This is a genomic window from Actinomadura rugatobispora, assembly GCF_055379765.1.
On the sequence record NZ_AP029191.1, the window covers coordinates 9,151,595 to 9,176,091 of the forward strand.

The window sequence follows — 24,497 nt, forward strand, 5'->3', positions numbered from 1 at the left end:
GGAATAGCATGTGCTCCGTTGCATCGGCGGAGCAGCGCATCGACGCGCTGCGCTTCCGCTCGACCTCCAAGGGCCGGCGACCTATGCCGACTAGCCGAAGCTGTTGCCAGCCGAGCTCGATCCTGTACGAAACCATCGTCGGCGGCCGCCGGTCTTCGCAGGCGGGACTGGCACGGACGGTCGAGGGACGAGGCTGCCTGGGAGTCGCTCCAACGTGGTCATGCGCTGCAGGCCGCTGGTGCGCCCTGCACTACGAGCGGGAGTGCCGGACGGGGCGCGCGAGAATGCGATCCTGGCCGTCGCGGCGCAGCGGGACGCCGACTTCGAGCGGTTCGCTCACGAGCCCATCGCCCGTTCGGTCGGCTTGACCGGAGGGCAGCTCTTCGACATCCGCGTCGGCGATTGCTCTCTGAACGCCCATGAGGCCCTTGTGGCGGACGCCGTGCGCAGGGCGGACGACGGGGACCTGCCGGTCCTGACATTCGACGAGCTCCACCGCACCATCGGCCTCGCGCGGCTGTTCGAGCTCACCACCTTGGTGGGGCACTACATCCTCCTCGCGCTCCAACTGCGCGTCCTCCAAGCCCCCGCTCGCGGCCAGGTCGAGCCGAGCCACCACTAGGGACGGTCCAGCGGATGCACAGGGTCGGCGTCGACGATCGTGTTGCGCAGGCTTCCGAGTCCTTCGATGGTCGCGACCACCTCGTCACCCGGCTTCAGCCACGGGTACTTCTCCTCGCCGTGCGTCCGCGACAGCTCGAGGATGCATCCTGTGCCGCACGTGCCCGAGCCGATGACATCCCCCGGCCGGACCTCGGTTCCGCGTGCGGCGTACGCGACCATCTGCGGGAAGGACCAGTGGACATCGGACCAGTTCGCCTCGGCGTACAGACGCCCGTTGACCGTCAGGGTCATGGCGCGGTCGAAGCCGGTGGCGGTGGCGTACGGGGCGAGCTCGTCCTTTGTCACCAGGTACGGGCCTAGGCCTGTCGCGGTGTCCTTGCCCTTGACCGGGCCCAGTGACAACGTCATCTCGCGATGCTGAACGTCACGGCCGCTCCAGTCGTTCAGCACGCAATAGCCGATGATGTGGTCCTCGGCCTCCTCGACGGTGAGATTCGAACCAGCCTTGCCGACGATGGCGGCCACCTCCAGTTCGAAGTCGAACTTCGACGCTCCCGGGGGCATCGGAATGTCACCGTCCGCCCGGAAGGCGTAGGGGTTCGAGAAGTAGAAGACGGGGATCTGGTACCACGTCGGGTCCATCTCCAGTCCGCGCCAGGCCCTGCCCGCGCGAACGTGCTGCTCGAACGCATAGAAATCACGGAAGGTAGGTGGGGTTGCGAGCGGCGAGAGGATCTGCGTCTCCGCCGGGTCGACCTCCTCACCGGCCTTCTCGGCCGCGCGGCCTGCGTCCAGGAGCGCGCTTTCGCCGGACTCGATCAGCGGGAGCAGGTCTTCGACGCCGGCGAGGACGCGGAAGCGGTCCCTTACAACGACTGCCACCTGGATCCGGTCGTCAGGACCGGAGAATCGGACGAACTTCACTTGGTTGTCTCCAATGTGGTGACGACATCGATCTGGCCTGCCTGGTCACGTGTCCAACGCACGTAGCTCTCCTCGGTGAAGCCGCTCGCACCGAACTTCTCGACCGAGGCACGGATGGCGTCCATCAGCTGGTCTGCCGGGGTCTCGATGTCGATGTTCTCGATGAACGGCTGGCGCGCGACGAGCCCTGTCCGCCAGTAGACCTCGGCCCGGTTGCCTTCCGGGTCGAAGAAGTACACCCCGACGGCATTGCCGTGAGACACGATCATGTCGAACGTCGCCCCATACTCCTTCAACTGGCGGTACAGGCCGACAACGTCCTCGAAGGTCTCACAGCGGAAGGAGATCTGCTGGAGAAGCAGGCCGTCCGGAGCGACGTCACGCCCCTTCGCCAGCAGGAGTTCGTGGTGCTCGGCGTCAGGACGAGCGGAGAGGAAGTAGTTGCCGAGGGCGGGGTCGCGATCGGTGACGACCAGTCCCAGGACCTCGGTGTAGAACTCGAGTTGCTTCTCTACGTCGAAGCATCGAAGGCCGACGTGGCCGAGTTCGGCGACCTTCCGCCGGACGGAGCTTGCGGTCTTGTTCATGCCACTGGCGTCCTTCCGCCATCGATCCTGCTGGTGCGCTGGGTGCTACGGCGATGGGCCGGTCGGGCTGGCGAGCTGAACCTCAGAACGCTGCGGCTCGGCATTGCCGGTACGCCACGGCTGAGCTCTGTCGATATTCTGTCCTACGGTCTATGTTCTTCGCAACAGAACTTCCTGCGCGCGTTTCGCAGGTGCCGGGCCGCGTCGTCCTGCCGCGAAAGACCCACGGGCTCGGCGCCACGGCCGTCTCCGCCGGCCGGACAGCGCTCTGCGCCTGCGTCAGATTCCGAAGCCGATCGTCCCCTCAGGCATATCCTCAAAGGTCGGCACGAGCGTCCGTCAGGTCTGCCCCATAGACAGGTCGGCCAGACGAAGTTCTGCAGTGCGGAACGAATCGGCCGTCTCGTGATACTCTGGTGCGGCCACCGCGTCCGTGGCGTTCCTTCTTCACGACCAGGGGGCCCCATGTCGGCGCCGGCGAACTATCCGATCGAGTCGGTCGAGAACGCCGCACGTGTTCTGTTGATGCTTCGCGATAGGCGCGACCTGCGGGTGGCCGAGGTCGCTGTGGAACTGGGCATCGCGCGATCCAGCGCCCACCGCATGTTGACGACGCTTCAGTCCCAGGGACTGCTGCAGCAGAAGCCCACGCGTGTTTACGCGGCGGGCCCGCAGCTCGTCCAGATCGGCGTGGCGGTCATCGGCGCGACCGACCTGCGGGCCGTTGCGCGACCCACGCTCGAGCGGCTCCGCCAGCACCTGGGCGAGACCATCCACCTCATCATCCTGGACGGCTCGACGATTGTGTTCCTGGACGGCGTGGAGGGCACCTTCGCCATCCGGGCCGCGGAACGCACTGGTGATCGAGCGCCCGCGCACCCGTCCGCCGCCGGGAAGGTTCTGCTCGCGGCGCTGACCCGCGAGCAGCTACGGGAGCGCTACCCGAGCAGCCGGATCCGCGGAGGCACGACCGCGGCCAAAAAGAGCCGGCGCATGCTGGAGGACGAGCTCGAGATCGTCCGGAGTCAGGGTTATGCCATGAACCTCGGCGAGAGCGAGATCGGATTGCACGCCCTAGCCGTTCCGGTGCGCGATGCCGCCGGCAACGCGCGTGCCGCCGTCAGCATCTCCGGACCGTCGGTGCGCCTGACAGAGGACAAGCTCGCCGAGCATGTGCCAGTGCTGCTGCAGGCCGCCGACCAGCTAGGCGCGTCACTGAGTTAGATCGTTGCAGGCCGCCGGCACGGAGTCGAAGCAGACGGTGCCGGCCATGGGTCGAACTGGTCCGTGGCGAAGTCCGGTCGGCGGATTCTCAGGTCAGTGACAGCGCTGGACGGAGAGACGCGAGCAGGTCGGGCAGTTCATCGGCCTCGGTCGCGGTGCCGTAGACGTAGAAGTCCGGACGGACCAGCACGGCCACGACGCCGGCCTCCTTCATCCAGCCGCTGAGCGCTTCGCCCTCCTCCTGAAGGCCCCGCACGGTGCCGACGACCGCCGTCCGCAGCCCGATCGCGTCTTCCAGCCCGGCGGCCAGGGCCCTCGTTGCCTCGTCGAGATCCACGAGGCTGAACAGGGTGAACCCAGTCCCCAAGACGTCGTCAGCCCGCTTGATCGTACCGTCGTCCGTGTGCAGGAGCGGCTGGACGCCCAGGCGCCCCGCCAGCGCCTGCCCGGCGATGAAACCCGCCCCGACGGGCGGCTCGAACGGGGGCGGGAGCTCGGTGGCCGACTGCAGGGACTTGCGACGCTCCGCCGCGCGGACGGGGTCCGTCTCGCAGACGACCGTCCCGATCCGCACCGACTCCTCGATGTAGGCCGTGACCTGCGGCCGCCGGGAGGCCGTGTACAGGTCGAGTAGCCGCGGGGCCGCGGAACCGCTCAGCACGAGATCGAACATCCACGCGAGGGCCGCGGCATCGCGGATGCCGGAACTCATGCCCTGCCCGAGGAAGGGCGGCATGACATGCGCGGCATCACCGGCCAGCAGTACCGATCCGGCGCGGAACGTGTCGGCCACGACGGACCTGAACTGGTAGACGGTCTGGCGGATCAGCTCTCCCTCGTCCGGACCGATCCACCGTTCGAGCAGCTTCCAGACGTGCTGCGCCGTCACCACCTCGGCGGGGTCGTCGCCGTCGACGAGCATGAACTCCCAGCGGAAGTAGCGCTGCGCGACACGGCCCATGTGGTTCGGCCTGGCCGGGTTCAGAACCTGGCCCGTGTGCGGGATGTCCAGTGGGCGGGCGCCCGGCCGCGGGCGGACGTCGACGACCAGCCAGTCGCCCCGGAAGCCGAGGTCCTCGGTGCGGATCTCGCAAAGGCGGCGGACCGTGCTGTTGGCGCCGTCCGCGCCGACGACGTAACGCGCGGTGACGACCGCACCGTCCTCCAGGGTCGCTGCCACGTGGTCGGTCTCCTGGCGGAGATCGACCACCGCTGCACCGAAACGCACGTCCACCGTGGGAATCTCGCGGATGGCCGCATCCAGGATCTCCTCGAGTTCCGGCTGGTAGAAGTGGTATGACGCGTCCCATCCGGACGGAGCGTCCCACTCGCGCGGCAGGCGCGCGAGCACCTCTCCGCCGGGGTCGAGGAACTCATACAGCCGCGCCGGGTCGGCGATGCGTTCGACCTGGTGGGCGATGTGCAGGGACTGGAAGATGCGCATGATCTCGTGATCGAAGTGGCCCGCGCGGGGGGTCTCATAGCGGCCCTGTCGTCGTTCGCACACGATGACGCGATGTCCGGACGTCCCAAGGAGGCCGGCCAGTGTCTGGCCCACGGGGCCGAACCCCACGATGAGCACGTCGGCGTCCGCGTGGGGGGACACATGGGTGCCGGAGTCCCCGGGGAAGGTCATGTCCGCAGCCTTTCGCCTTGCCGTCCATCGACTGAACCCGCAACCGATGGGCCGCGGCGAGCTTGCGCCACGAGGTCCTCGGGCTAAGCAGCATTGATTCTGTTCAACAGACTTTGTTCTGTCAAGCAGATCGCCCGGCCATGACACACGGCCCAGGGGTGAACGACCTGGAAGGCTTGTGTCATCCTAGGGTAGTGATCTACGTTACAGATCACGTTCTGGAGAGCAGACCGGTGACCCACAATTTCGGGTGCATCGAACGGTGCTCGGTCGCGGGACTTCCGCGTCCCTGAGGACCAAGGAGCGGCGCTGAGAACGCAGCGACGACGCTGCTACGGGAACCGGCGGTGCTGATGGCCTCTGCGGCGCCGGACTCGTTGAAGTCGCGTCGGCCACCCTGGTCCGATCCCGATCCACCTCGACCCAGTAGTGCTACGACGAATACAGCCACGTGACCGCGACGATGAACAGGATGGAGCCCACGATGGGCAGTGCAGTGCGAAGCGCGATCGACGAGGCGCTCTCCAGCGGCGAGGTGGGTTTGCAGGTCGCCGTGTATCACCGCGGTGAACTGGTCCTCGATGTCAGTGTCGGTGAGATGTCGGTGGGCGGGCGAAAGGTCGACTCCGACACGATCTTCTGGGTCGCGTCCGCGGGCAAGGTGTCGACGGCCACCGCGCTCCATGTGCAGGTCGAGCGCGGCCTGATCGACTACGACCAGACCATCGCGTCGATCTGGCCGGAGTTCGGCGCGCAGGGCAAGGATTCGTTCACGGTTCGCGACGCCCTTACGCATCGCGTCGGTCTGGCCGGGCTCCCCGGCGACGCCACTCCTGAGCTCTTGGGTGACTGGGAGTGGATGGCGGACCGGTTGGCGCGCTCAGCGCCGAGCGACGATCCGGCCCAGCGCAGCACTTATCACGCACGAACGTGGGGCTACGTCGTCGGAGAGATCGCCCGCCGGGTGGACCCGGCGGGCCGGTCGTTCGAAGATCTCGTGCGCGACGAGGTCCACGAGCCCCTTGGCGTCTCGGGGGTGTGGCACCGGCTTCCCGGCGGTGTGGAGCATCGCCTCGCCGTCATGCGGGGCGACATTCTCAGCGGCGAGCCGATGACGTTCACGGTCACGGCGGATCACGAGATCAATACCCCCGAGTACCGGGATCGGATCGACCCGAGCGGTGCGTGGGTGACCGCACGAGAGGCTGCGCGATTGTGGGCCGCGTACGCCCAGGGCGGTGAGCTCGCCGGAACGCGTCTGCTGGCCGCCGACCGCATTGCGACGTTCCTCGATCGTCGGGCGTGTACCTTCGAAGCCGGATCGATCGCCGGTCCGCGAGCGGTGATCGGGGCCGGCGGACTCATGGTGGGCGGATCGGTTCCCGCCTACCGCGAGGTCCTGGGGTTCGGAGGCGGCCGCGTCCTTTGGCACCCCGGAGCCGGGGGAGCTCTCGGCTTCGCCGACCTGGACGCGGAACTCGCCGTCATGATCTGCCACAACGAGTTCTTCGACGAACGCCACCACAGCCAGCACCCGTTCGCGCCGCTCGTCCGTGCGGTCTATGCCGATGTCGCCGGGTGACGGCTGCGTCGAGGCGAATCGTGACGATGGCTCCTCAAGGTCCCTGCGGACCAGCGAAGGAGGGCCTGCACCTCAAGGAGCGCACTCATGACCAACGACCGAGCCAACAGCGGTAGTAACACCCAAAAGGATTTCGAGACCGAGCAATCGCCCACGAACTGAAAAGAGCCGTCCGGTCGCTGAACCGGGCCGTCGGTGAACCAGGCGGCTTCACCGGTGGCGACCGTCCACCCGGTGTTGGACGCCGTCTCGGCAGCCGCCTCCGGCCTTGATCAACCCTACGCAAATCGAGCGCTTCCTGGCGTGCCAGCACGCGGACGGGCGCCTCGTCCATGACCCTGGCGCGAATCTCGAGGAGTCGCTCGGCGCCTTCAGCCGCTGCATCCTTCACGCTCGTCTGTGGCGAAGCGGTCAACCAAGCGCGAAGCGCGATCGACCATGTCCGCGGCGCGGGCCTGCCGCTGGCGGCCGGTGCACCGCCGTCCCGCAACATCGCCGGCGAAACGGCACCCACGGCCTCGGGCAGAGGGCGAGATGGTTCAACAGCCTAAGGAAGGGGGTCTGAGCCATGAAGCAGATGAGCCAGGAGGAGCTTCTCGCCCTTCCCACCACGATCAGCCTCGAGACCGCCGCGCGTGCCATCGGGCTTGGTCGAGATCGACCCGGGGCCGCGACCGGCGTTGCCGGCCCGGGTGGAACTGGACATGCGCGGGGACCCGATGTCGCCGCTTCGCTGGACGACGCTGTCGTTGGCCAGGGCATTGACCGACCAAGGCCACCAGGTCTGCGCGGACAGGGTCGTTGACCTGCTGCGGGAAGAGGGGTTCAGTCTCCAGAGCAGCGTCAAGACCTTGGAGGGCAAGCAGAACCCGGACCGGGACGCTCAGTTCCGTTACCTCAACGAGCAGGTCAACGACCACCAGAGGGCGGGGCAGCCGGTCATCAGCGTGGACACCCAGAAGAAGGAACTGGTCGAGGTGTTCACGACCGCGGGCCGCCAGTGGCGTCCTGCGGGTCGGGCGAAGAGATCAGCCGGCTGGTTTGGGATCGGCAGTCGTGGTCTCAAGTTTGATGACGTGGAGAATCTCTTGGTGGAAGCGGTCCATGGCGGTGTCGACGCTGCGGACGAAGCCGGTCTCTTCGATGCCGCGCTTGGTGCCCATGCCGGTTGCGAGAGTCAACCGGAAGGAATCGATCTGTTCGGCGTCTTCGGGGACGAGCAGGCCTGGTTCGGCGATGAGGTTCTTCAGCAGGTCGCAGGGGCCGGTTCTGTGACCAGGGGTGAGGGCTTCGACGCGGAGCTCGGGTGGGGCGTCGTTCAGCTGACGTAGCAGCCACTGGACGCGGGTGAGGGAGCGGGCGCGTTCAGCCGCGGGGATCTCGACGGTGGTCTCGATATGACCGGTGCGCAGGTCGGCTTCCAACAGGACGGGGCCGCCGGCGTTGGGGATGCGAATCTCGGCGCTCATCCTCCCGTTCTCCACCAGGGAGGTGACGGTCTGCAGACGGCGGACCGAGGCGTCTCCATCGCGTCGTTTGCGCAGGACCGGGGCGATGGCCAGGCCGGTCTGCCCGCTGAGGCGCAGGCACAGCTGGCGGATCAGCTTCTCCCAGCTCTCGGCCACGTGCAGGGCGCGCCGGTCACCCAGCCGTAGGGTGTTGGAGGTGACGGCGTTGCGGACCGGGACCCAGGCGGCGCCCATGTCGCGGAAGCCCTGACAGCCGGCGTTGTCCTGGCGCAGGTAGTACAGCAGTTCGCTCAGCAGCCAGGCGTGGACGGGGTTGGCGACGCCGTCGTGGAGGCAGAGCATCTCGGCCTCGTGGGCGACCTCGGCCCACGACAGGTGGCGTAGGGACACCTTGCGCAGCAGCTTCTTGTCGACCTTGAGCGGGTGCTCGTTGTCCAGGGCCAGGTCGTTGGACAGGGTGATCACGGTCTCGTAGCCGTGCCGGGCCGCCACCTCCAGATACGCCTCGACCTGGTCGGCCTTGAGGGGGTTGCCACCGGTCTTGGTCTCGATCAGCGCGGTCCAGATCCGGCCGGCCCGTGCCACGCGCAGCACGCCGTCGGGCCGTACCTTGCCATCGCCGTGCTTGAAGGAGGCTTCGGCGAAGGTTTGGATCGTCCCGGCGGGAGCGTTGAAGCGGGCGGTGAGACGGCGGCCGAACTCGGGCACCTGTGCCATCACCGCCAGCAGCGTTGCGGTGGCGCGCGCCTCGCGTTCCTGATCGTTGCGCAGCCCGGTGACCGGGAACAGACGGGCGTGCTGCCAGGAAGGGTGCTCGGCCAGGTTGACTTTGGCGGCCTTGGGGACGGTGGTCTTCCTTTTCTTGGTCGTCCGCACCCGCTGGGGGCGCTGCTCGACCGTGACCGGCGCTTGAGGGATGGGCGCGGCCGCTTCTGCCGTAGGAGTCGGGGGCTGAGGCTGGTCGGTGTCGGGTGTGGCGGGTGGCCGGGGCTGTGCCTGGGGTGCGTCTTCCTCGTCGCTGTCGTCGACGTTGATGCCGAAGTCGCCGGCCAGGCCGGCCAGGCCGGACCCGTAGCCCTGGCCGATCGCCCGGAACTTCCAGCGCTCGCCCCGGCGGTACAACTCCCCGAAGATGAATGCGGTCTCGGCGTCGGCGTCCTTGATATCGAAGGCCAGCAGCGCTTCTCCGGTGCTGTCGGAGACGGCCAGGCGCAGATCGTCGAGGCCGCCGAAGGTCGCTGCGGCGTAGCGGCTTGCGGCGATGACCACGCGCTGCACCTCGGGCCGCACACTGGTCAGGTCGACCAGGATGCGATCCTCACTGCCGGTGGCAGTAGGCGTCTTGCCCAGCAGCCGCACCGACTCATCGAGGGTCGCCGGCTGGTTGTAGAAGACGAAGTCGGCGTCGCTGCCGACCCTGCCGTCGGCGCCGACCAGCAGCACCGACACATCGGCCTCGCCCTCACCGGAAGGATCGGTCCAGCTCAACGCCACGGTGAACGGTCCTGAAGCCGTGGTCAGGCCGGACAGGTCGATGTTGGCGCCCTTGGACATCTGCTGCACTACCAGGCTCCTCGGCTCGTGACGACCTCACGCACAGGGGGAGCGATGACCAGCCACAGGACCGCACGTTCACGGCAGGTGGTGCCGAGCGACGGACAGCGATCATCTGAACGCGGAATGCCAGCGTACGATGAGCACCTCCTGTAGGGGACCGTTCGTATGCGAGGGGCCACACTCGGCCACCGGCCACGAGGGAGCCGAGCCGTATCGCGGGCCTGGTGGTGCCGGATCAGTTGCAGACGCCGTGTTCCTTCCGCCGCTCCCGGCAACTTTCCCGGGTACGGCATCCGGATCGAGCGTGGCGCCGTGTCCGTCGCCGCTGGAAGTCACCCCGGCGATGAAGGCCGACCAGGCCCGGGTGTTCGTGCGGCACCGGGCGATCTGTGGCTCGGCGATGGGCCGGGTCCCGGGCGAACTGGCGCGCCGGACCTGGTCCGCCCGGTCCCTCCACCCGCGGGTCGATTCGGTGCACTCGAGCGAACCTCCGGCAAGGTCGCCGTCGTGCCGTGAGAGGGGCGGGTTCCGGTCCCGGTGGTGTCGGCCGCCTCAGCGCGGCTCACCGCCGGGTAGCGGCGTCCAACGGCGGCCGTCTCCTTCTTGACCAGCGTTTTCTTCGTGCAATCGGCCCGAAGGCGCACTGGAGAGTCCGGCGTGGGAGACGTTTCACCTGCCATGTGCCGAGCAGGGCGAGCGATCTGCCCTACCAAACGGTTGTCTGGGCGGGTAGACTCCGAGCCGGCAGGACCGGAGCGCGATCGGATGAGAGGCGTTGGCAGTGGACTTCGAGCTCAGTGAGCAGCAACAGCTCTTTCGCAAGACCGTGGACGAGTGGGTCGACCAGGAGGTCCCCAAGGAGTGGGCGCGGGAGTTGGAGAAGGACGAGCACAATTTCCCTCACGCCCTGTGGGACAAGTTCACCCAGGCGGGCTTCCACGGCATCGGGCTGCCGGAGGAGTATGGAGGCCAGGGGGGTGACATCCTGACGCAGATGATCCTGGCGAGGGGGCTGGCCCGGTCGCTGGCCGGTCTGACCTGGGTCTGGGGGATCACCTCGTTCGCCGGTGGCAAGTCCGTCGGCATCTATGGCACCGATGAGCAGAAGCGCACGCATCTCACCGCCATCGCCGAGGGGCGAGAGAAATGGGCGATCGGGTTCACCGAGCCCGGCGGTGGGACGGACCTGCTCGGCGGGATGCGCACCCGTGCGAAGAAGGTCGAGGGCGGCTGGGTGGTCAACGGACAGAAGACGTGGAGTTCGATGTCTCACGTCGCCGACTACATTCTGCTGCTGGCCCGGACCGACGAGTACACCGCGAAACGTCACCAGGGCGTTTCGCTCTTCATCCTTCCCGCGAAGAGCGAGGGCGTGACGATCCGGGAGATCCCCAAGGTCGGCATGCGGGCCCTGGGCTCGTGCGACGTGTATCTCGACGACGTCTTCATCCCGGAGGAGAACCTGCTGGGGGAGGAGAACAAAGCCTGGTACATGCTGCTGCCGACGCTGAACAACGAACGGATCATGCTCTCTTCCTTCTGCGTCGGGATCATGGACGGCGTCCTGGAGGACGCGCTGCGCTATGTGATGGAACGTGAGGCCTTCGGAGGCCCGATCGGCCGGTTCCAGGCGTTGCAGCACCACATCGCCGACATAGCCATGTGGCGTGACCAGGCCGAACTGATGGTCAACCGTGCTGCCTGGCTGCAGTCGCTGGGCCGGGACTGCGGGCAGGAGGCGAACATGGCCAAGGTGGTGGCCTCCGAGCTCGGCGGGCAGGCGGCGGATCTCGGCCTGCAGATCCTCGGCGGCATGGGGTACTCGGCGGAGACGGACATGCAGCGCTACTGGCGGGATGTCCGCCTGTTCCGGATCGGGCCGGTCACGAACGAGATGGCCCGTAATGGCATTGCCGAGGGCCTCGGCCTGCCCCGGTCGTTCTCATGAGCGCTCCCGCCGCCGCGCATCCCCTGGCGCACCTTGTGGGGAAAACGATCCCGGACGGTGTGTGGCGCCTCGCCGACTACGAGAACTGGCTGGGGCACGATGCGCTCTATTCGACGCCGGAGGAGGCGCCGCACCCGGTGATGGCATTCGTCGCGGCCCAGCGTGGACTGGGGGTGAGCGTCGCCGAGCTGTTCCGGATGTGGGGGACGGAGATGTCCGACGGACCGATGCTCACCGAGTCGACTCTGGAGTTCCCGGGCGAGTTCGAGGCCGAGCTGGAGTACCGGGTGACCGGCACGGTCGAATCGGTGGTGCGCAAGTCGGGGAGGACGATGGGGGAGTTCGACCTGCTCACCGCGCGGTTCGAACTCGTTCGGCCGGGGGGCGGCACGGATGCGGTGGTCCGCAACGTCTACGCCTTGCCGAGGCGAGGAGAGGGTGGATGACTCCAGAGACCGAAGAGCTGCCGGACTGGGTGCTTGCCGAGGTCGACGCGGAGAAGATGAAGGTCCTGGCCCTGCTGCTGGCCGACCCGAATCCGCTGCACTTCGATCCGGAGGTCGCGCCGCGGCTGGGCATCGCACAGCGCCAGGTCAACCAGGGGCCGTCGACGATGGCGATGCTGGCGAATCTCGTGCGGACCGCGTTTCCCGATGGACGGCTGATCCGGCTGTACGTGCGGCTGAGTGGAAGCGTCGTCGCAGGGCAGAGCGTCCGCGCACACGGGCGGGTCACCGGACGGGAACGTGGCGCGGCGGGGGAGAAGGTCCGGTGCGAGGTCACCCTGGAGGCGGAGGGGCGCGTCGTCGTGGAGGGCGACGCAGAGGTCCTCTTGTCGGCCTGAGCGGGCGACTCGACAAGGTTTGAGCGGGAGACGTGATCATGCAGGACACCGTTCTGACGGTTCCGGGGCTCATCGAGCGAGCGGCACGGGAGCACCCGGACAACGACAGCTTGATATTCCCGGAAGCTCGGCAGGACTATCGCGGGCTTGAGGAGTCGGCCACCATGGTGGCCCGCGCGCTCACCGCGCTCGGGATCGGGCGGGGTGACGCGGTCGGCACCCTGATGCCCAACGGCCTGGACTTCGTCCACACGATGCTCGGTACCGCCATGGTCGGCGCGCTGTTCGTGCCGATCAACGCGCGGCTGGCGCCACGGGAGATCGCGCGCGTGGTTCCGGACTCGGGGATGAAGGTGCTGTTCACCACGGATGCGGTGGACGAGCACGTCGATTACGTGGGTCGGCTCCATCAGGCGTTCGCCGGACTCGCGGCGGGTGAAGCGGGCCGTACGCCACGGCTCGACGGCGCGCCTCAGTTGCGGTGCGCCGTCGTGCTCGGAACGCGCTCGGCGCGCGGTTTCCTGACCCGCGAGTCGTTCCTGGCCCTCGGCCGTGACGTCGACGCCGAGTCGGTGCGGGCGGCCGCCAGGTCGGTGACCCCGGACATGCCTTACATCATGATGTACACGTCGGGCACCACGACGGCCCCCAAGGGCTGCCCGCTCACACATGAATCCGTGGTGCGCCTGGGGAAGGCGGTCGGCGAGGAGGTCTTCCAGGTCACCGAGGCCGACCGGATGTGGAATCCGCTGCCGATGTTCCACGTGAGCGCGCAGGCGCCCATGATCGGAGTCTTCAACGCGGCCGCGGCATGGGTGTCGATGACCCACTTCGAGCCGGATGCGGCGCTGGACATGATCGAGCGGGAGAAGGTCACCCTCCTCTACCCGGCCTATCCCACGCTGACCGGCCCGCTGCTCAACCACCCCCGCTACACTCCGGACACCTTCCGCCGGGTACGCGCCATGCTCACGGTCGGCCCGCCTGACCAGCTGCGCGTCTTCCAGGAGAAGCTGCCCCACACCACCCATGTCAGCTGCTACGGCTCCACGGAGTTGGGCGGTGTCGCCATCATGGGCCGCCTTGACGACCCGCTGGAGGAACGGATCACCTCGGGCAAGCCGTTCACCGGTGTCGAGGCCCAGGTCCGCGACCCGCTCACCGACCGGGAAGTCCCGCCAGGGGACGTGGGTGTGATTCACGTACGCGGGTTCAACCTCTTCCAGGGCTATCACAACGACCCCGAGAAGACCGCCGCGAGCATTGACGGCGAAGGCTGGTTCAACACCGGCGACCTCGCCTCCATCGATCACAACGGCAATCTGACCTTCCGCGGACGGACGAAGGACATGCTGAAGGTCGGCGGGGAGAACGTGGGCTGCCTGGAGGTGGAGGCATATCTGACCACGCACCCCGACATCCAGGTCGCTTCGGTCGTCGGTGTGCCGGATCCGAAGTACGACGAGGTGCCGGCGGCCTTCGTGGAGGTGCGCACGGGGGCGAGCCTGACCGAGGAAGCGGTCATCGAGTTCTGCGGCCAGGGCCTGGCCAAATACAAGGTGCCCCGGCATGTGCGCTTCATCGAAGAGTGGCCGATGTCCGCCACGAAGATCCAGAAGTTCCGGCTCAGAGACCGGTTGATGGAGGAACTGGGGACCGCCGGAAGTTCGGGACCGGCTGTCACGACCGTGGGTTGACCATGGCGGCCGTCAGCGGCGTCCGCTCCGACCGCGACCGGTGGCGGGAGCTCGTCGGGCGCCTGGTCGCGCCCCTGGAGATCAACGCCGATCGGGAGGCGCCGCGATCGGTGCGAGCGCGGTGGACGACATCCCCTCATGCGGATCGTGTCGGTTGCAGAGCGGGTACGGCTGCCGGCAGGCGCGCTCCGGCGTGATCGAATTCTTGTCCAGCACAGCGGACGCGCCACCATCGATCAGCAGGACGGACGCACGATCCTTCCACCACGTGCCCTGACCGTCTACGGCACCGCCCGGCCCTACGGCGTGATCGAGCACGGGGACTTCATGGCGGACGTGGGTCTCGTGCCACGCGAGCGGCCGCCGCTCGGCGCAGAGGAGGTCGCGCCGAGCCCGGTGAGCATCGAACGGGGGCCGGGCGCACTGTTCCGAGCGGAGTTCAGGCCGACGCCGAGCGTGCCCGGTGCCGAACCAGGGGACCGGGACCGCCACCCGCGGTACGTGCGTGCCTGCCGCGCCGGTGCGGCCATGCCCGGAAAGGCAAGATATCGGACGCGCAAATCCAACTGTTCTGTGAGTCAGCTCTCATAGCATCGGTAACAACGTCCCGTTGCGAGGCATATCGACGTACATAGACGGCGCAGAGGAGCGTATCCGTGACGGCGAGCTCACTGGAACCCGTGATTCGGAGACTCAACCGTTTCCACCTTGGAGGGGAGTGGGCCGCTCCACGTGGCGACGGTCGGATCGACGTCGTGTCCCCCAGCACCGAAGAGGTCGTCGCGCAGGTCCCCGCTCCCACGACCGCCGACATCGACGCGGCCGTCGCGGCGGCCCGCAGAGCGTTCGAGGGGCCACGGAGGTCCACCACACGTCGGGCGCGGTCTACACCCGCGATCCCGGGGTGGCCGAGCGCGTGGTCCGGGAGGTCCGGACGGGTCAGATCTTCGTGAACGACGCCTCGATGTGCGTCACCCAGCCCTTCGGTGGGTTCAGTCAGCCCGGGATGGGGCGTGAGGGCGGCCCCGAGGGATCGCGGGCTACTTCGAGACCAAGATGGTCACGTTCGGTGAGGAGTCGACGATGGCGCTGAAGACCAAGGGGGCTCTGCTGTGGGAGCCCGGGACCCGGTCGGGATGGACCGTGGAGGAGATCGAGCTCGATCCGCCGAAGCCGGAGGAGGTCTTGATCAAACTCGCGGCCTCGGGTCTGTGTCATTCCGATGCCCACCTCGACACCGGCGACATCCCGCTGCCCTGGGCTCCGGTCCTGGGCGGTCATGAGGGCGCGGGGGTGATCCAGGAGGTCGGCTCCGAGGTCCACGGGCTGGAGGTCGGCGACCACGTGGTCACGACCTTCCTGCCCTCGTGCGGCACCTGCCGCTGGTGCTCGGCCGGGATGTGCAGCCTGTGCGATGTGGGTGCGGGCGTGCTCGGGGGCAAGGCGCCCGATGGCACCAACCGGATCCACGCGCGGGGCAAGCCGGTGGGCGCCATGTCCTTCCTGGGTACCTTCGCCCCCTACGTGGTCGCGCCGCGCACGGCCGTGATCAAGATCGACAGGGACATCCCGCTGGAGAAGGCGGCGCTGATCGGCTGCGGCGTCCCGACCGGGTGGGGCTCGGCGGTGCACGCCGCCGGGACCGAGGTCGGGGACACCGTCGTGGTCGTGGGTACCGGCGGTGTCGGGGTCAACGCGGTGCAGGGTGCTCGCCTGGCCGGGGCCAGTGTGATCGTGGCGGTGGACCCGGTGCCGTTCAAGCGAGAGACCGCCGAGCGGCTCGGAGCCACCCACTCCGCGAAGGACTTCGACGAGGCCACGGAACTCGTCCGCACCTTGACCAAAGGCGTCATGGCCGACCGGGTCATCCTCACCGCCGGGGTGGGGTACGGGAACCTCGTCGGCCCCTGCGGGGTGCTCACCCGCAAAGGCGGCACGCTCGTGGTCACCTCGGCGGCGCCCGCGCTTCAGGAGCACATCGATCTGAACCTGCTCGACTTCGTGATGTCCGGCAAGCGGTTGCAGGGCTCCCTCTACGGCACCTGCAACGCCCGGGTGGATGTGCCCAAGCTGCTCGGACTGTACAAGCGGGGCGATCTGCGTCTCGACGAACTCCTCACCCGCACCTACGCCCTGGAAGAGATCAACCAGGGATTCGCGGACATGGACGCGGGCCGCAACATCCGCGGCGTCATCATCTACGACTGACCGCTCGTCCTCGGTCTCCGGGCGCGCCGCCCGGGCACCCCAGTGATGAGGCGCTCCGCGTGCGCCGTACCGGTCAGCCGCCCCCCACCGCCGGGACCCGGCCGCGCTCCCTATGACCGCACCACGAGGCCGACCCTTGGGCGTTGGCGGGCGGCTGTTCCGCCCTGCTCGCACCATTCATGCCTTCCCCTCGGCCCCGTGATCGAAAGGCGGCCCATGGCCCTGACGAAGCGACCACCGCACTGTTGACCGAGCCGGCTCAGAGCGGAACGAAGCCGATCCATGAGATGACTCCGCAGGAGGCTCGCGGGCTCACCGCCGCACTCGCGGGGATGCGTGCCGGCGCCGGGCGGGCACGCGGCCACGGTGAGGCTCCTGGTGCCCGACGAGCGGCCACGCGGTGTGCTGGTCCGTCTCCACGGCCGGTGGTCGGGTGAACGGCTACCTTAACCGCCGGCCTGATCGACGCCGACGGATGGCTGCACACCGGCGACATCGGCGAACTGGACCCGGACGGCTTCCTGAAGATCGTCGACCGCAAGAAGGAGATCATCATCACCGCGGGTGGCGAGAACGTCGCCCGCTCGATGATCGAGAACCTGCTGAAGGAGCGTCCACTGGTCGGGCAGGCCCTGGCGTACGGGGACAAACGGCCCCACGTCGTTGCGCTCATCACGCTCGACGGCGGGGCGGCACCGGTCTGGGCAACGGAATGGAGCGCGAGTGGCTCCGGACGCGGGCGGCGACGCAGGAGCCCCTGACCGGATCGTGTCTGCCGCATGCCCCGTGCCCCTTGAGAAGGGAGTATCGCGATGTCCCTCACGGCGCCGTGTCGCCCTGACCCGGATCGACGGAGGGGGAGGGGTGGCGGCCCTCGGCGGCCACCACGCGGGTCAGACCTGACACCCGACTTCGGAGACATCGGCGGTCTCGACGCCGAACTGGTGGACAGGCGCGCCGATCGCGGCTTCGGCACGCCGCCCACCTGGTCGGCGCACCCGGGGGGACACCCGGGCCTCTGCCCCTGACCTTCACGCGGGCTTGGCGGCGAGCCGGTCGGTGATGGCCCGCCATGCGAAGACATGGCGGCGCAGCAATGCGGCGAACGGGTGCAGGCCGTCGACCGATTTCATGGGTGTCCTCCTCCGCTCCTGGCAGGCGCCCAACCAATCGTTGGGTAATCTACACGGTGTGGAGACCTCGGCGATGCGCGACGATACTGAGGCGGGGCACGTGGTGAACAGGAGGCGGACTCCACGCACGGACACTGCCCCGCCCTTCCGGGCGGACGGCGGACGCTGGCCCGAACTGCTTGAGATCGCCGCGTGCATCTTCGCCCGCAAGGGCTACAAGTCCACCCGGCTTCAGGACATCGCCGACGAATTCGGCGTGCTCAAGGGCAGCCTCTACCACTACATACGCAGCAAGGACGATCTTCTCTTCGAGGTCATCCGCTCCGTCTTCGTCCAGGGGCTGGGCAGCCTCGGCGGTCTCGCCGAAGCGGACCTCGATCCCCTCGACCGGTTGCGCGCCGTGGTGCGCGGGCACGTGCTCTACCTGATCGACAACCTGGCGGAGACCACGGTGCTCCTGCACGAGTTCGACCAGCTCTCCGACGAGCACCGCGCCGCTCTGCCGATCCGCGAGTACCAGACGATCATTGCCGACCTGATCGCCGATGCGAAGGCCGACGCACGGGTCAAGCCGGAGGTCGACCCCAAGCTCGCCGCCCTCGCGGTGCTCGGCGCGGCGAACTGGGTGCACCGCTGGTACCGCCCTGGCGTCCGGGCGCCGGAGGAGGTCGCGGACCAGTATGCAGACCTGCTGGTCGGCGGAATGCTCGCGTGCACCGAACGCTCGGCTCAGGTTTCCTCGCGGGGCGGGGTGAGGAGGAAGTCCACCGACTCCTCGGCGTAGGCGCCCGCATTCTGGGCTCGAGTGCCTGGGGGATCGTCACGACGCCTCCGCAGCGGGCGTCGGACAGGAGCGTGACCGAGGTGTCCTTCGGCACCTCACCCCATGCCCCGCCGCACCATGGCTCGCGCGGCCGGCACCTGCGACTCTCTCAGCTGTTCCCAGTGCCGCCGGATCTCCGGAATGCGCCGCGCCTCCACATCCAGGCGCAGCACGGCCTCATGCCGGTCCCCGAGGTAGAGGTCCATGATCTGGCGGGCGAGCCGGACGAGGTCCCCGCGCAAAGATCCCGCGTCGGCGATCGTCGCTGCCCGGGCCTCCAGAACGTCGGCCAGCGGCTCCTCCGCCGGCGCAGGTAGATCGACTGCTTCCCGACGCCGGAGGCGCGGGCGACCGCGTCGACGCTATCGAAGCGGCGGTGTGGATGGCGGGTTCGACGTCCAGCAGCGCCGGAACCCCGGCGGGCGACGTTCGCCGCGAACTCGGTCATCATCGCGCCCTCGGCGTCTGGGCATACCGTGGCGGCGCAACGGTTCCGCCAGGCCCCCCCCTGTGCCGCTCGGGGATCTGGGCCCGCGGGCTTGCGATGAGACTGGCCGGGTCACCCGCCATGGTCTTGCCAGTACCAGGTCGGCTGGGCGTCGGGTTCGGCCGGCGCGCAGGCTCGCTCGCGGGCCAGGCGCCCTCTGAACGATCGGGAACTGACGCCGGGGGAGGGGGCTGCCGCGAAGTACAGGCGACCGAGTCGCAAGGGCCGCACTGATCGCGGTTGCCGTCCCTCGACATCCGCCTGTCCGCCGTTCTCGAAGCGCGTCGGCGGAGACCAGCGGCTGTCAGGGCACGACGACGATCTTGCCGAACGTGCTGCCCGACGTCAGTCTCGTGAACGCGGCGGGTGCCTGCTCCAGCGGGAACACCGAGTCGATGTGCGGCCGGACGCCTCGGGCGTCGCAAAGGGCGAGGAGGTCGACGAGTTCCTCGCGCCTGCCCATGGAGGAGCCGTGGATGGTGATGTGCTGCAGGAACACCTTGAAGAGGTCGGTGGTGACGGAGGCGCCTGCCGTCGCTCCGGCGACCACGACGGTACCGCCCGGCCGCACCGAGCGCAGGGAGTGCTCCCAGGTCGCCTCGCCGACGGTGTCGACGACGAGATCGACCCGCTCCGGGAGGCGCGCGCCGGTGGCGAAGCCGGCGTCGGCGCCGAGGGCACGGGCCTTCTCGAGCTTCTCGGGGGTACGGCCGGTGACCCATACCCGCAACCCCGAGGCCCGGGCGAGAGCGATCGCGGCGGTCGCGACGCCTCCGCTCGCCCCCTGCACCAGCACTGTCCGTCCCGGACGCCCGGCGCCCCGGACGAACAGCATGCGGTAGGCGGTCAGCCAGGCGGTGGGCAGGCAGGCCGCCTCCTCGAAGCTCAGTGATGCGGGCTTGTCGACGAGGTTGCGCTCGGGCACCGCGACTCGCTCCGCCAGCCCGCCCCGCAGGGCGTCGGCGAGCATGCCCCGCCGCGGATCGAGCAGCTCATCGCCACCGCCCCGAGCGGGGTCGGCCACGAGCGCGTGCACGATCACCTCCCGGCCATCGTCGGTGACGCCGGCGACGTCCGAACCGAGGATCATCGGCAACCGGTCCTCACGTACTCCGACCCCGCGCAGGCTCCACAGGTCGTGGTGGTTCAACGAGGCGGCCTTCACCGTGACGAGCACCTGCCCGGTCGCGGGCGTCGGCTCGTCGAGGTCGACGACCTCCACCGCGGATGCGGAGGCGTCCTGGGAGAACTTGGTGGCGACTGCGGCACGCACGGAGGCGGTCCCCTCTCGGTCGGGTGTGTCAGCGGTGTGGACGGCGAGGGGGAGGGCTGGCGGGGCGTCCGTACGCACCGTCAACGCCTTCGCCCAGGTAGATCATCCCACGATAACAACCATACGGTAGTTTGGGCGCTCTGGCCAGAGGCGTCACGTGGTGTCCCCAAAGGTCATGAGCGCGTTGCGCCGGGGCTCAGGTCCGGGCCGCCGCGGCTCGGACCGGAAGAATGCGGATCGGTTGACGGCGGACGTTCAGCGGCGGACGCCGTGCGCTGCGGGCGGCGGGTGCTCGTTGCAGACCAGCATCCCGTCGACCAGGAACTCCGCGTAGAAATCGGCGATCTCGACCGCCGTGTGCCTGCCGTCCGGCCGGAACCAGCGATAGATCCAGTTGGCCGTGCCGAGCACCGCGAGCGCGGTGAGCTCGGGATCGATGTCGGGCTTGACCCGGGGGTCGGATTTCGCCTCGGCGATCAGGTGCGCGAAGATCGTTTGGTATTCGCGGATCGCCAGCTTGGTCTGCCGAGCGTCGGAGAGCTGGTCGAACTCGTGGAGCAGGACGGTGGTCTCGTCCAGGTTGTCGACCAGGTGCAGGACGTGGCCCCGCACGGCCTCACGCAGTCGCTCGACGGGATCGAGATCCGCTTCGGCGAGCGTCCGCAGGTTCTGCAGCCCGTCGCCGAACACCGACTTGATGACCTCGAACAGCAGGTCGTCCTTGCTGCGGATGTAGTGGTAGAGACTGCCCTTGAGCACGCCGAACTCGTCGGCGATGTCCTGCAGCGTCGTTGACCGGTACCCCTTGCGTGCGAAGATGCGGGCGGATATCTCCAGCAGTTCCTGCCAGCGCCCGTCGTCCGCCCGGAACGGCGGGGCGGTGTCCGTACGCGGGGCTCGCCTCCTGTTCACCACGCGCCCAACCTTACATTCGGTTGCCCTCGGGTGATGCGACCGGCCCGGGCGGTGGTGGCGGGCGAGCCGGCGGATCCGGGCCGGCGCGGCCGTCCATCCGCAGGCCAGGGGCGCGCGCCGCCCGGGTTGCGCAGGTCGTGGTACCGGCCGGCCCGGAGGCCGCGCGGGCCTCCGGGCCGGCCACGGGCACTGACCGGCGCTTGTCCTCCGACCTTCAGGACCGCATTCGGCGCGACAGGCTCGGGAAGTCCGCGTCGTGCCGGCCGTCGATCGCCGACGCGCGCGGCTCCACCCGTGCCGGGACGCCGAGCGGCGGGGCCATCCTGCCGGTCACGCGTCGTCCCGGCCGCGCCCCGACAGGCCGAGGAAGGCCCGCTCGAGCCGGGGGTCGGCTTTGAGGTCCGCGGCGGGACCGGACAAGACCACCCGGCTCCGCTCCAGGACGGACGCCTCGTCGGCGATCTCCAGCGCCGTCGCGTTCTGCTCCACCATCGCCACCGCGATGCCCCGGTCGGCGATCCGGCGCACCGCGTCCATCACGGTGTCCACCATGATCGGGGCCAGACCCATGGACGGCTCGTCGAGGAGGATGACGCGCGGGTCGGCCATCAGGGCCCGGCCGAACGCCAGCATCTGCTGCTCTCCGCCGCTGAGCAGGCCGCCAGGGGAGCTCCGGCGGGTCGCGAGCACCGGGAACATCTCGTAGACCTCGGCCAGGGTGCGGGCGCGGTGCGCGGCCGAGCGGTTCGGGTACCCGCCCAGCAGCAGGTTCTCCTCGACCGACAGCGGTGCCACGATCCGGCGCCCCTCCGGCACCAGGACCATCCCCGCCCGGGCGATGCGCCAGGCCGGGCGTCCCGTGACGTCCTTCCCGTCGAGCAGCACGCGCCCGCCCGCCGGGCGCACGCTGCCGCACGTCGCGAGCATCGCCGAACTCTTGCCGGCGCCGTTCGAGCCGAGCACCACGTGCACGCGGCCGGATCGTGCGGTCAGGCCGATCCCGTCAACCGCCGTCACGCCCCCGTAGCGCACCACCAGCTCCGTGATCTGCAGCCGGATCGTGTCGTCGGCCAAGGTAGGCCTCCCTCACTCGGTCGTCGCGAACCGTGGTGGCGGGGTCGCCGTCAGCGATGACGCGGCCGAAGTCCACCACCACGAGGTGGTCGGTGAGACGGGTGACCATCTCCAGGTCGTGCTCGACGAGGAGCTGGGTCATCCCGTCGTCGCGGAGGCTCGTGAGAAGATCACCGATCTCGGTGCGCTCGACGGGCGACATCCCCGCGACGGGCTCGTCGAGCAGGAGCAGGCGCGGCCGGGCGGCCAGCGCCCGCGCGATCTCCACCCGGCGCTGGTGGCCGTAGGGCAGTGCGCCGGGCAGGCTCTTCTCCAGCCCCGTCAGGCCGACCCGGGCCAGCGCCTCCCGGGCGCGGTCCCGGGACTCGCGGTCGGCCCGCGCCGCTCGCCGCGGGCGGACGAGCCCGTCGAGCAACCGGCGCCCGTCGTCGGCACCGAGCATCACGTTCTGCAGCACGGTCAGTCCGGGGACCAGCCGGATCGCCTGGTAGGTGCGGCGGATCCCCGACCTGGCGATGTGCGGGACCGCGCGGCCGGAGACGGCCTCGCCGCCGGCGGTGATCCGGCCGCGGGTCAGCGGGACGAGGCCGGAGATCGCGTTGAGCAGCGTGGTCTTGCCGGAGCCGTTCGGGCCGACGAGCCCGCAGAGACTTCCCGCCCGGACGGTGAACTCGACGCCGTCGACGGCCTTGACCCCGCCGAAGTGCACGGCGACGTCCTCGCATCGCAGCGCCGTCATGCCACACCTTCCGAAGTCGATGCCGGAGCGTTCCCCGGGCGCCGGCCCCTGGTCCGCCACCGCCCTGCCATCCCGATCAGTCCGGACGGGGCGAACAGCGCCATGAGGATGACCAGGGCGCCGTAGACGACGTCGCGCCACTCCTCCACGAAGCGCAGCAGCTCGGGCAGCACCGTCACGACCAGCGCGCCGACGGCGGGCCCGACCCAGGACCCGGATCCGCCGATCACCACGATGGTCAGGCCCAGCACGACCAGCGAGAAGCCGCTGTCACCGGGGCCCAGAATGCCGAAGGTCAGCGGGATGAGCGCGCCCGCCAGGGCCCCGAGGACGGCGCTGAGCACGCTCATCGAGACCCGCAGCCGCCCGGTTTCGATGCCGAGTGATCGGGCGAGCGGTTCGTCTGTGCGGAGCGCGTCGACGAAGCGGCCGCCGGCCCATGACTGCACGAGGGCGACGGCCAGTGTCGCGAGCCCGGCGAAAGCACCGATCAGCCATGGGGTGGTGGCGCGCGGGATCCCGTAGAGCCCGAGCGCACCGCCGGTGAGTGAGTCCCATCCGAACGCCAGGGACACCACGAGCAGGTCGAACGCGATGGTGGCCATGCCCAGGTACAGTCCGCGCAGCCGGCCCAGCGCCACGGCCAGGACCAGGGCCAGCACGGCGGCCAGGAGCAGGGCGAGCAGGACGGCGACGGGCCAGCCGAGGTCCTGGACGGTCAGCGCGGTCGTGTAGGCGCCGATGCCCCAGAATCCGGCCGCGGCCAGGGAGAACACCCCGCTGCGCAGCACCACCTGGAACGCCAGGCCCACGATGTAGTAGATCAGTCCGGTCATCAGCAGCGTCTCGTCCATCAGGCACGCTGCCAGGCGGTGCGTGAGACCAGGCCCTCTGGGCGCAGGACCAGGACGAGCAGGATGAGGGCGAACGCGATGATGTCGCGGGCGTCGCCGGACACGTAGGCGACGGCGAACGTCTCGGCGAACGCCAGGACGAACGCCCCGACCGCCGCCCCGGCGATGCTCCCCACCCCGCCGAGGACGATCACGGCGAATGCCTTGAGCAGCAGCCCGTCGCCCATGTGCGGCTCGATGGCGTTGGCGTTGGCCGCGAGCAGCAGCCCGCCGCCGCCGGCCAGCGCCCCGCTGATCGCCATCGTGAGAAGCGACAGCCGCTCGACGGGGATCCCCAGCAGGTCGGCCGTCGGGGGATCGAAGGCGATCGTCCGGAGCGCCCGGCCGGATCTCGTCCGCGCGATCCACCAGGCCAGGGCGCCCGCGAGGAGCACCGCGAGGACGACGATTCCGATCTGCAGCGTCGTGATCCTGATCGGGCCCAGAGTGTGCACCGCGGTGCGGGCGACGTCCCCGGGCAGGTTCACCACCTCGGCGTCGGCCAGGTTCAGCGCGACGGCGACCGGGATCAGGCTGGCCCCGATGCTGGCGATCAGCACGCCGAGCTCGGCCTGCCCGCGCGAGTCCGCGCGGCGTCTCAGCGGCCCGAAGACGAGGAGCTGCAGGACGGCGGACAGCAGCGCGCCCACCGCCGCCGCGAAAAGTGCCAGCACCGGCAGCGCGAGCACCATCCCGCTGTCGCGGATCAGGACGTAGGCGCTGAACGCGCCGAACATGAAGATCGAACCGTGGGCCAGGTTGAGGATGTCCAGGACGCCCCACGACAGGGTCAGCCCCGCGGAGAAGAGCAGGTAGATGCCCCCGAGCACGACGGCGTTGACCACTTGGGAGAGCAGCAT

The 24,497-nt window shown here is 69.1% G+C and carries 24 protein-coding genes and 2 pseudogenes; 14 read left to right on the top strand and 12 right to left on the bottom strand.

The window, feature by feature from the left end; translation table 11 throughout:
- The first annotated feature begins 220 nt into the window (after positions 1-220).
- Positions 221-622 (top strand): carboxymuconolactone decarboxylase family protein, encoded by a 402-nt coding sequence (locus tag ACZ466_RS41215; protein ID WP_464041879.1) that lies wholly within the window; start codon positions 221-223, stop codon positions 620-622.
- Here ACZ466_RS41215 and ACZ466_RS41220 read toward each other — a convergent pair.
- Both ACZ466_RS41220 and ACZ466_RS41225 read right to left on the bottom strand, forming a co-directional pair.
- On the bottom strand, positions 619-1,548 hold the full coding sequence (locus ACZ466_RS41220; RefSeq protein ID WP_378284155.1) for a fumarylacetoacetate hydrolase family protein: 930 nt from the start codon (positions 1,546-1,548) through the stop codon (positions 619-621). The genes ACZ466_RS41215 and ACZ466_RS41220 overlap by 4 nt on opposite strands.
- Positions 1,545-2,135 (bottom strand): VOC family protein, encoded by a 591-nt coding sequence (locus ACZ466_RS41225; RefSeq protein WP_378284154.1) that lies wholly within the window; start codon positions 2,133-2,135, stop codon positions 1,545-1,547. The genes ACZ466_RS41220 and ACZ466_RS41225 overlap by 4 nt, the downstream gene beginning before the upstream one ends.
- A gap of 465 nt (positions 2,136-2,600) precedes the next feature.
- Between ACZ466_RS41225 and ACZ466_RS41230 the strand changes: the two genes are divergently transcribed.
- Positions 2,601-3,359 (top strand): IclR family transcriptional regulator, encoded by a 759-nt coding sequence (locus ACZ466_RS41230; RefSeq protein ID WP_378284153.1) that lies wholly within the window; start codon positions 2,601-2,603, stop codon positions 3,357-3,359.
- A gap of 88 nt (positions 3,360-3,447) precedes the next feature.
- Here the strand turns inward: ACZ466_RS41230 and mhpA are convergent, their stop codons facing one another.
- On the bottom strand, positions 3,448-4,995 hold the full coding sequence (gene mhpA / locus ACZ466_RS41235) for a bifunctional 3-(3-hydroxy-phenyl)propionate/3-hydroxycinnamic acid hydroxylase MhpA (protein ID WP_378284152.1): 1,548 nt from the start codon (positions 4,993-4,995) through the stop codon (positions 3,448-3,450).
- Between the two features lie 484 nt (positions 4,996-5,479).
- Between mhpA and ACZ466_RS41240 the strand changes: the two genes are divergently transcribed.
- Positions 5,480-6,577, top strand: coding sequence for a serine hydrolase domain-containing protein (locus ACZ466_RS41240; RefSeq protein WP_378284151.1), 1,098 nt, complete (start codon positions 5,480-5,482; stop codon positions 6,575-6,577).
- Positions 6,578-7,230: 653 nt separating this feature from the next.
- A pseudogene (locus tag ACZ466_RS41245) lies at positions 7,231-7,596 on the top strand (ISAzo13-like element transposase-related protein); the annotation flags it as partial.
- A 1,476-nt stretch (positions 7,597-9,072) separates the two neighbouring features.
- On the opposite strand, the pseudogene ACZ466_RS41250 reads toward ACZ466_RS41245, so the two are convergent.
- A pseudogene (locus tag ACZ466_RS41250) lies at positions 9,073-9,600 on the bottom strand (TerD family protein); the annotation flags it as partial.
- A 784-nt stretch (positions 9,601-10,384) separates the two neighbouring features.
- Between ACZ466_RS41250 and ACZ466_RS41255 the strand changes: the two are divergent.
- The 8 genes from ACZ466_RS41255 to ACZ466_RS41290 all read left to right on the top strand — a co-directional run bounded on the left by ACZ466_RS41255 (position 10,385) and on the right by ACZ466_RS41290 (position 16,300).
- Complete coding sequence (locus ACZ466_RS41255; RefSeq protein WP_378284150.1) at positions 10,385-11,551, top strand: acyl-CoA dehydrogenase family protein; 1,167 nt, start codon at positions 10,385-10,387, stop codon at positions 11,549-11,551.
- The gene (locus ACZ466_RS41260) at positions 11,548-11,997 is read left to right on the top strand and encodes a hypothetical protein (protein WP_378284149.1); all 450 of its coding nucleotides are present in this window, start codon (positions 11,548-11,550) and stop codon (positions 11,995-11,997) included. Before ACZ466_RS41255 ends, ACZ466_RS41260 begins: the two co-directional genes overlap by 4 nt.
- Complete coding sequence (locus ACZ466_RS41265; protein WP_378284148.1) at positions 11,994-12,395, top strand: MaoC family dehydratase; 402 nt, start codon at positions 11,994-11,996, stop codon at positions 12,393-12,395. Before ACZ466_RS41260 ends, ACZ466_RS41265 begins: the two co-directional genes overlap by 4 nt.
- Positions 12,396-12,433: 38 nt before the next feature.
- Positions 12,434-14,092, top strand: coding sequence for a class I adenylate-forming enzyme family protein (locus ACZ466_RS41270; RefSeq protein ID WP_378284187.1), 1,659 nt, complete (start codon positions 12,434-12,436; stop codon positions 14,090-14,092).
- Positions 14,093-14,230: 138 nt separating this feature from the next.
- The gene (locus ACZ466_RS41275; RefSeq protein WP_378284147.1) at positions 14,231-14,683 is read left to right on the top strand and encodes a hypothetical protein; all 453 of its coding nucleotides are present in this window, start codon (positions 14,231-14,233) and stop codon (positions 14,681-14,683) included.
- An 89-nt stretch (positions 14,684-14,772) separates the two neighbouring features.
- Entirely contained in the window at positions 14,773-15,045 is a 273-nt protein-coding gene (locus tag ACZ466_RS41280) for an aldehyde dehydrogenase family protein (protein ID WP_464044041.1), read from the top strand.
- Positions 15,009-15,185 carry an aldehyde dehydrogenase family protein gene (locus ACZ466_RS41285; RefSeq protein WP_464041880.1) on the top strand — a complete coding sequence of 59 codons (177 nt, stop codon included), beginning with the start codon at positions 15,009-15,011 and terminating at the stop codon, positions 15,183-15,185. The genes ACZ466_RS41280 and ACZ466_RS41285 overlap by 37 nt, the downstream gene beginning before the upstream one ends.
- Positions 15,176-16,300 (top strand): NDMA-dependent alcohol dehydrogenase, encoded by a 1,125-nt coding sequence (locus tag ACZ466_RS41290; protein ID WP_378284144.1) that lies wholly within the window; start codon positions 15,176-15,178, stop codon positions 16,298-16,300. Before ACZ466_RS41285 ends, ACZ466_RS41290 begins: the two co-directional genes overlap by 10 nt.
- A 446-nt stretch (positions 16,301-16,746) precedes the next feature.
- On the opposite strand, the gene ACZ466_RS41295 is transcribed toward ACZ466_RS41290, so the two are convergent.
- Positions 16,747-16,959: a hypothetical protein gene (locus ACZ466_RS41295; protein ID WP_378284143.1), complete on the bottom strand. Its 213-nt coding sequence runs from the start codon at positions 16,957-16,959 to the stop codon at positions 16,747-16,749.
- On the opposite strand from ACZ466_RS41295, the gene ACZ466_RS41300 reads away from it, so the two are divergent.
- Together ACZ466_RS41300 and ACZ466_RS41305 are read left to right on the top strand one after the other, a co-directional pair.
- Positions 16,888-17,061, top strand: coding sequence for a hypothetical protein (locus ACZ466_RS41300; protein ID WP_464041881.1), 174 nt, complete (start codon positions 16,888-16,890; stop codon positions 17,059-17,061). The two genes, ACZ466_RS41295 and ACZ466_RS41300, sit on opposite strands and share 72 nt — an antisense overlap.
- Positions 17,062-17,491: 430 nt before the next feature.
- Positions 17,492-18,217 carry a TetR/AcrR family transcriptional regulator gene (locus ACZ466_RS41305; protein ID WP_378284142.1) on the top strand — a complete coding sequence of 242 codons (726 nt, stop codon included), beginning with the start codon at positions 17,492-17,494 and terminating at the stop codon, positions 18,215-18,217.
- A gap of 95 nt (positions 18,218-18,312) precedes the next feature.
- On the opposite strand, the gene ACZ466_RS41310 is transcribed toward ACZ466_RS41305, so the two are convergent.
- From ACZ466_RS41310 to ACZ466_RS41340, 7 genes are all read right to left on the bottom strand, one after another.
- On the bottom strand, positions 18,313-18,549 hold the full coding sequence (locus ACZ466_RS41310; RefSeq protein ID WP_464044042.1) for a TetR/AcrR family transcriptional regulator C-terminal ligand-binding domain-containing protein: 237 nt from the start codon (positions 18,547-18,549) through the stop codon (positions 18,313-18,315).
- A gap of 498 nt (positions 18,550-19,047) precedes the next feature.
- Positions 19,048-20,016: a zinc-binding dehydrogenase gene (locus tag ACZ466_RS41315; protein WP_378284141.1), complete on the bottom strand. Its 969-nt coding sequence runs from the start codon at positions 20,014-20,016 to the stop codon at positions 19,048-19,050.
- A gap of 255 nt (positions 20,017-20,271) precedes the next feature.
- On the bottom strand, positions 20,272-20,931 hold the full coding sequence (locus tag ACZ466_RS41320; protein WP_378284140.1) for a TetR/AcrR family transcriptional regulator: 660 nt from the start codon (positions 20,929-20,931) through the stop codon (positions 20,272-20,274).
- 330 nt (positions 20,932-21,261) lie between these two features.
- The gene (locus ACZ466_RS41325; protein WP_378284139.1) at positions 21,262-22,005 is read right to left on the bottom strand and encodes an ABC transporter ATP-binding protein; all 744 of its coding nucleotides are present in this window, start codon (positions 22,003-22,005) and stop codon (positions 21,262-21,264) included.
- Positions 21,935-22,744: an ABC transporter ATP-binding protein gene (locus ACZ466_RS41330; RefSeq protein WP_378284138.1), complete on the bottom strand. Its 810-nt coding sequence runs from the start codon at positions 22,742-22,744 to the stop codon at positions 21,935-21,937. Before ACZ466_RS41330 ends, ACZ466_RS41325 begins: the two co-directional genes overlap by 71 nt.
- On the bottom strand, positions 22,741-23,598 hold the full coding sequence (locus tag ACZ466_RS41335) for a branched-chain amino acid ABC transporter permease (protein WP_378284136.1): 858 nt from the start codon (positions 23,596-23,598) through the stop codon (positions 22,741-22,743). The genes ACZ466_RS41330 and ACZ466_RS41335 overlap by 4 nt, the downstream gene beginning before the upstream one ends.
- Positions 23,598-24,497: a branched-chain amino acid ABC transporter permease gene (locus ACZ466_RS41340; protein WP_378284135.1), complete on the bottom strand. Its 900-nt coding sequence runs from the start codon at positions 24,495-24,497 to the stop codon at positions 23,598-23,600. Before ACZ466_RS41340 ends, ACZ466_RS41335 begins: the two co-directional genes overlap by 1 nt.